The organism is Mesorhizobium sp. M7A.F.Ca.CA.001.10.2.1, from assembly GCF_003998575.1.
Taxonomy (GTDB): Bacteria; Pseudomonadota; Alphaproteobacteria; order Rhizobiales; family Rhizobiaceae; genus Mesorhizobium.
Genome location: NZ_RZQY01000416.1, coordinates 1 through 5,281, shown reverse-complemented (window position 1 = coordinate 5,281; position 5,281 = coordinate 1). Strand labels below are relative to the sequence as shown.

General features: G+C 63.3%; 7 protein-coding genes. 6 read left to right on the top strand and 1 reads right to left on the bottom strand.

Annotation, left to right across the window (positions count from 1 at the left end; genetic code table 11):
• Positions 1–962, bottom strand: a 962-nt coding sequence (locus tag EN964_RS23360; RefSeq protein WP_127276768.1) for an adenosine deaminase, incomplete at its 3' end; no start/stop codon positions are given.
• A 134-nt stretch (positions 963–1,096) separates the two neighbouring features.
• On the opposite strand from EN964_RS23360, the gene ubiE reads away from it, so the two are divergent.
• From ubiE to coaBC, 6 genes are all read left to right on the top strand, one after another.
• Positions 1,097–1,873, top strand: coding sequence for a bifunctional demethylmenaquinone methyltransferase/2-methoxy-6-polyprenyl-1,4-benzoquinol methylase UbiE (ubiE, locus tag EN964_RS23355; RefSeq protein WP_127266931.1), 777 nt, complete (start codon positions 1,097–1,099; stop codon positions 1,871–1,873).
• 70 nt (positions 1,874–1,943) lie between these two features.
• Positions 1,944–3,518 (top strand): 2-polyprenylphenol 6-hydroxylase, encoded by a 1,575-nt coding sequence (ubiB, locus tag EN964_RS23350; RefSeq protein ID WP_127272445.1) that lies wholly within the window; start codon positions 1,944–1,946, stop codon positions 3,516–3,518.
• 74 nt (positions 3,519–3,592) lie between these two features.
• Positions 3,593–3,802, top strand: a complete 210-nt coding sequence (locus tag EN964_RS23345; protein WP_127270485.1) for a hypothetical protein — start codon at positions 3,593–3,595, stop codon at positions 3,800–3,802.
• 2 nt (positions 3,803–3,804) lie between these two features.
• Entirely contained in the window at positions 3,805–4,059 is a 255-nt protein-coding gene (locus EN964_RS23340; RefSeq protein ID WP_127270486.1) for a hypothetical protein, read from the top strand.
• A 2-nt stretch (positions 4,060–4,061) separates the two neighbouring features.
• Entirely contained in the window at positions 4,062–4,463 is a 402-nt protein-coding gene (locus EN964_RS23335; RefSeq protein WP_127270488.1) for a type II toxin-antitoxin system VapC family toxin, read from the top strand.
• 25 nt (positions 4,464–4,488) lie between these two features.
• On the top strand, positions 4,489–5,281 hold a 793-nt coding region (gene coaBC, locus EN964_RS23330; RefSeq protein WP_127276770.1), incomplete at its 3' end, for a bifunctional phosphopantothenoylcysteine decarboxylase/phosphopantothenate--cysteine ligase CoaBC.

The following is a 5,281-nucleotide window of genomic DNA, read 5'->3' as shown; positions in this document are numbered from 1 at the left end:
CTGTTCAACCGGGCAAGAAGCGCGGTCTTCGTCTTTCTATCGACGAAAGCGGCTTCGATGGCGGTGCGGGTGACGGCGGCCAGCGCCTTTTCGTTCATCGAGAAATGCTCGGCGGCAATGTCGTATTCCCGCTTCAGCGAGGTCCAGAAATAGGGCGGATCGTCGGAATTGAGCGTCACCTTGCAGCCGGCCGCCTGCAGGGCCGGAAATGGATGATCGGCGAAACTGTCGAACACCTTGAGCGCGATGTTGGAACCGGGGCAGCATTCCAGCACGACGCCCTCGTCGGCGATGCGCCGGACGAGGTCCGGGTTCTCGATGGCGCGCACGCCATGGCCGATGCGGGACGGACGGATATGATCGAGCGCCGCCTGGACGGTCTCCCAGCCCGTCAATTCGCCGGCGTGGATGGTGATGCCGAGCCCGGCCTCGCGGGCGATCTCGAAAGCCCTGACATAGTCCTCCATATCGCCGATGCGCTCATCGCCGGCGACACCGAAACCGGTGACCAGCGGATGCCCGCAGCGCGCCGCAAAGCGCGCCGCCTGCTCGATCGACTCGACGCCGACATGGCGCACGCCGGTGACGATCATGCGGCCCTCGATGCCGGTCTTGGCCTTGGCGCGGGCCATGCCTTCGCCGAGCGCATCGGTATAGGCCTTGGGCGACAGGCCGGCCTTTTTCGCGTGGTCCGGCGAGGTGAACACCTCGGAATAGATGGCGCCGTCGCGAGCGAGACTGGTCAGATAATGGTCGGCCAGCCGCGCATAGTCCTCCTCGGTCCGGAACAGATCGGCGGAAAAATCATAAGCCGCCAGGAAGGAGGTGAAGTCATGCCAGACGAAGGAACCGTTCTGGATATAGGGCGAGGTGTCCTTGCCGTATTTCTGCGCCTGGCGGATGACGAGTTCGGGCGCCGCTGCCCCTTCGATGTGGCAGTGCAGTTCCGCTTTCAAAGGCATTCAACCATCCCGTCGGTCCGTCCAGGTCTCGAAAACCCGCCACCTGGAAGCGCGGCTGAACACCGCGCCTTAAACAATAGCGCCCGCACCATCGATCGGCTATGGTCCCGCCGGTTTTATGACGGATCAAAAAAATGTCAGTTGAGAGAACCACGGCCGCGGGCGGCATGGAAACCTCCTATGGTTTCAAGCGTGTAGGGGCTGGCGACAAGCAGTCCCTGGTCAACGATGTTTTCCACAAGGTCGCCAACCGCTACGACCTGATGAACGATCTGATGTCGGCCGGCCTGCACCGGCTGTGGAAGGACGCCATGGTCACCTGGCTCAATCCTCCCAAAAGGATCGGCTGGCGCGTGCTGGACGTTGCCGGCGGCACCGGCGACATCGCCTTCCGCATCGTCGATGCCAGCCACGGCAATGCCCATGCCACCGTGCTCGACATCAATGGCTCGATGCTGGCTGTCGGCCGCGACCGGGCCGAAAAGAAGGGCCTGTCCGGCAACACCGATTTCGTCGAGGCCAATGCCGAGGAACTGCCCTTTGCCGATGCCACATTCGACGCTTACACCATCGCTTTCGGCATCCGCAACGTGCCGCGCATCGAGGTGGCCTTGGGCGAAGCGTTTCGCGTGCTGAAGCCCGGCGGGCGCTTCCTGTGCCTAGAGTTTTCCGAGGTCGAGATGCCGCTTCTCGACAAGGCCTACGAAGCCTGGTCGTTCAACGCCATTCCAAAGATCGGCAAGATGGTCACTGGCGACGGCGAACCCTATTCCTATCTGGTCGAATCGATCGCCAGGTTTCCCAATCAACAGAATTTCGCGACGATGATTTCCCGCGCCGGCTTCGACCGCGTTTCCTTCCGCAACTACTCCGGCGGTATTGCAGCACTTCATTCGGGCTGGAAGCTTTGAGGCCGGGCCGCATTTCTCACAACCGACGCGTGCTATGCCGGTTCAAAGAGCCGGCAGGATTGGCGCTGCCATGAGCAATGTCAGTGCAGGATTCCGGCTCGTAAGGGCCGGCTGGGTGCTGGTCCGCGAGGGTGTCGTCGCCGCTCTGCCGGGTGAGGAACTGTCCGGCCTGCCGAAGTTCGGATGGCGGATGGCGCGGCTGTTCACCCGCCGCCGCGCGCTGGCCTATGAGCGCAGCGACCGGCTGGCCAAGGCGGTCGTCCGGCTCGGTCCATCTTATGTAAAGCTCGGCCAGTTCCTGGCGACACGGCCCGACGTCGTCGGCAACGACATGGCGCTCGATCTCGCCACGTTGCAGGACAAGATGCACACCTTCCCCCGGGCCGAGGCCATCGCGGCGATCGAGGCTTCGCTCGGGCGCAAGATCGGCGATCTCTATACGCAATTCGGCGACCCGGTCGCCGCCGCCTCCATCGCCCAGGTCCATGCCGCCGACGCTGTCCATGACGGCATTGCCACCAAGGTGGCGGTCAAGGTGATCCGTCCCGGCGTGCGCCGCCGTTTCTTCCAGGATCTCGAAAGCTATTTCCTCGCCGCTCGCCTGCAGGAGAAATACATCCCCTCGTCCCGCCGGCTGCGGCCGGTCGAGGTCACCCAGACGCTGGCGCAGACCACCAAGATCGAGATGGATCTTCGCCTCGAGGCGGCGGCTCTCTCGGAGCTCGGCGAAAGCACCAGGGATGACCCCGGCTTTCGCGTGCCGTCCGTCGACTGGGAGCGCACCGGCCGCGACGTCTTGACCATGGAGTGGGTCGACGGCGTCAAGATGAACGACATTGCCGGCCTGGAGGCCGCCGGCCACGATCTGAAGGCGATCGCAGCCAATCTCATCCAGTCGTTCCTGCGCCACACCCTGCGCGACGGCTTCTTCCATGCCGACATGCATCCGGGCAATTTGTTCGTCGAGGCAAACGGCACCATCGTTGCCGTCGATCTCGGCATTGCCGGCAGGCTCGGCAAGAAGGAGCGCCGCTTCCTCGCCGAAATTCTCTACGGCTTCATCACGCGCGACTATCTGCGTGTCGCCGAGGTCCATTTCGAGGCCGGCTATGTGCCACGCCAGCACAATGTCGCGGCCTTCGCGCAGGCGATCCGGGCGATCGGGGAGCCGATCCATGGCCAGCCGGCCGAGACCATCTCGATGGCCAAGCTTCTGACGCTGCTGTTCGAGGTCACCGAACTCTTCGACATGGCGACGCGGCCCGAATTGATCCTGTTGCAGAAGACCATGGTGGTGGTCGAGGGCGTGGCGCGCACGCTCGACCCGGCCTTCAACATGTGGAAGACGGCCGAGCCGGTGGTCGGCGACTGGATATCAGGCAATCTTGGGCCGCGTGGCATGATGATCGATGCGCGTGACGGCGCCCGGGCGCTGCTCACCCTGGCCCGCCAGATTCCCGAGCTTGCGGCGCGCACCGACCGGCTGTCGCGCGAGATCGACCTGATGGCCGAGCACGGCCTGCGCTTCGACGAGACCACCGCCGACGCCATCGGCAAGGCCGAGGCGCGCTACAGCCGCTCCGGCCGCTGGGCACTCTGGGTAATTGCGCTGACGCTGGTCTATATCGCCTGGAAGATCATCTGAGTGCAGGCAATGACAGCAATGCTGTCATTGCAGTCGGAAATCGAGATCGCTATATTCTACGTAGGAGTGTGCATATGGCGAGGATTACCGTCCGCAATCTGGAAGACCATGTCATGCGGCGGCTACGCGAGCGCGGCGCCGCGCGGGGCGTTTCCATGGAGCAGGAAGCGCGGGACGTGCTCGCCGCATCCGTTGGGCTGCCGACCACAAAAGGGTTCGACCGAACGGGTTTGGCATCTGGGGAAAAACCCAAGGATCAATCAATCGCAAGAATGCAGGAATAGCCATGGGCACCCTGACGATCCGCAATCTCGACGAGGATTTGAAGCAAAGGCTGCGCGAGCAGGCCGCCAGACATGGCGTGTCAATGGAGCAGGAGGCAAGAACCCTGTTGTTGAAGGATGTAGCGGCAGTCAACAAGCACGACGACGATGTCGTCACGGCAGAGGAAATCCTCGAATTCGGTCGACGATTGCGAAAAGTGGACTTCGATCAGAAAAAACTAACGGATGAGCTCTGGTCCTTCATCGAGGAGGACTGACTGTGGTGATCGACACCTCCGCGATTTTGGCCATCCTCAAGCAGGAGCCTGATGCACCGGTGATAGCCCAGCGCCTCGCCGGAAATCAGCTGATGTTTATGAGCGCCGCGACCCTGATGGAATGTGGCACGGTCGTCGTCGGACGTTATGGGGCGGCCGGCACAGCTGAGTTGAGAGGCCTTCTAGAAAGACTGAAAGTCACGATCGTCGCTCTCACTGCCGAACATGCACAGGCCGGCATTGAAGCCTATGCCCTCTATGGCCGCGGCACTGGCCATCCCGCCAAACTCAACATGGGCGACTGTTTTTCCTACGCCCTCGCCAGGACGCGAAACCTGCCGCTGCTTTTCAAGGGCAATGATTTCATCCATACCGATATCGAACCGGCGCTGAAGCCGGCATGACACTCGATAAGAACTGGTCTTGGGCATGAGCCTCTCCGGCAAGCGCATCCTGCTCATCATCGGCGGCGGCATCGCCGCCTACAAGGCGCTCGATCTCATCCGCCGGCTGCGCGAGCGCGGAGCCGGCGTTCGGGTGGTCATGACATCGGCCGCGCAGGAGTTCATCACCACGCTGTCGGCCGGCGCGCTCTCCGCCGACCATGTCTTTACCGAACTGTTCGACCGCCAGGACGAGCACGATGTCGGCCACATCAGGCTGTCGCGCGAGGCCGACCTGCTGGTGGTGGCGCCAGCCACCGCCGACCTGATGGCCAAGCTCGCCAATGGCCACGCCAACGATCTGGCCTCCACGGTGCTCATCGCCACCGACAAGCCGGTGCTGATGGCGCCAGCCATGAACCCGAGGATGTGGGCGCATCCGGCCACCCGCCGCAACCGCGCGACGCTGCAGAAAGACGGTGTCATCTTCGTCGGTCCGGTCAGGGGCGAGATGGCCGAAAGCAATGAAGCGGGCGAAGGCCGCATGGCCGAGCCGCTGGAGATCGTCGCCGCGATCGACGCACTGCTCGACGTCGGCCCGAAGCCGCTGTCGGGGCGCAGGATCATCGTCACCTCCGGCCCCACGCATGAGCCGATCGACCCGGTGCGCTACATCGCCAACCGTTCGTCCGGCAAGCAGGGCCATGCCATAGCGGCAGCACTGGCCAGGCTCGGCGCCGATGTGCACCTCGTCTCCGGTCCTGTCGGCATTGCCGATCCGGCTGGCGTGAAGACCATCCATGTCGAACGTGCGCAAGAGATGCGCGACGCGGTGGAAC

Coding starts and splice junctions, on each gene's coding strand:
- ubiE (WP_127266931.1), top strand. CDS start 1,097: ATGTCAGTTGAGAGAACCACGGCCGCGGGCGGCATGGAAACCTCCTAT.
- ubiB (WP_127272445.1), top strand. CDS start 1,944: ATGAGCAATGTCAGTGCAGGATTCCGGCTCGTAAGGGCCGGCTGGGTG.
- EN964_RS23345 (WP_127270485.1), top strand. CDS start 3,593: ATGGCGAGGATTACCGTCCGCAATCTGGAAGACCATGTCATGCGGCGG.
- EN964_RS23340 (WP_127270486.1), top strand. CDS start 3,805: ATGGGCACCCTGACGATCCGCAATCTCGACGAGGATTTGAAGCAAAGG.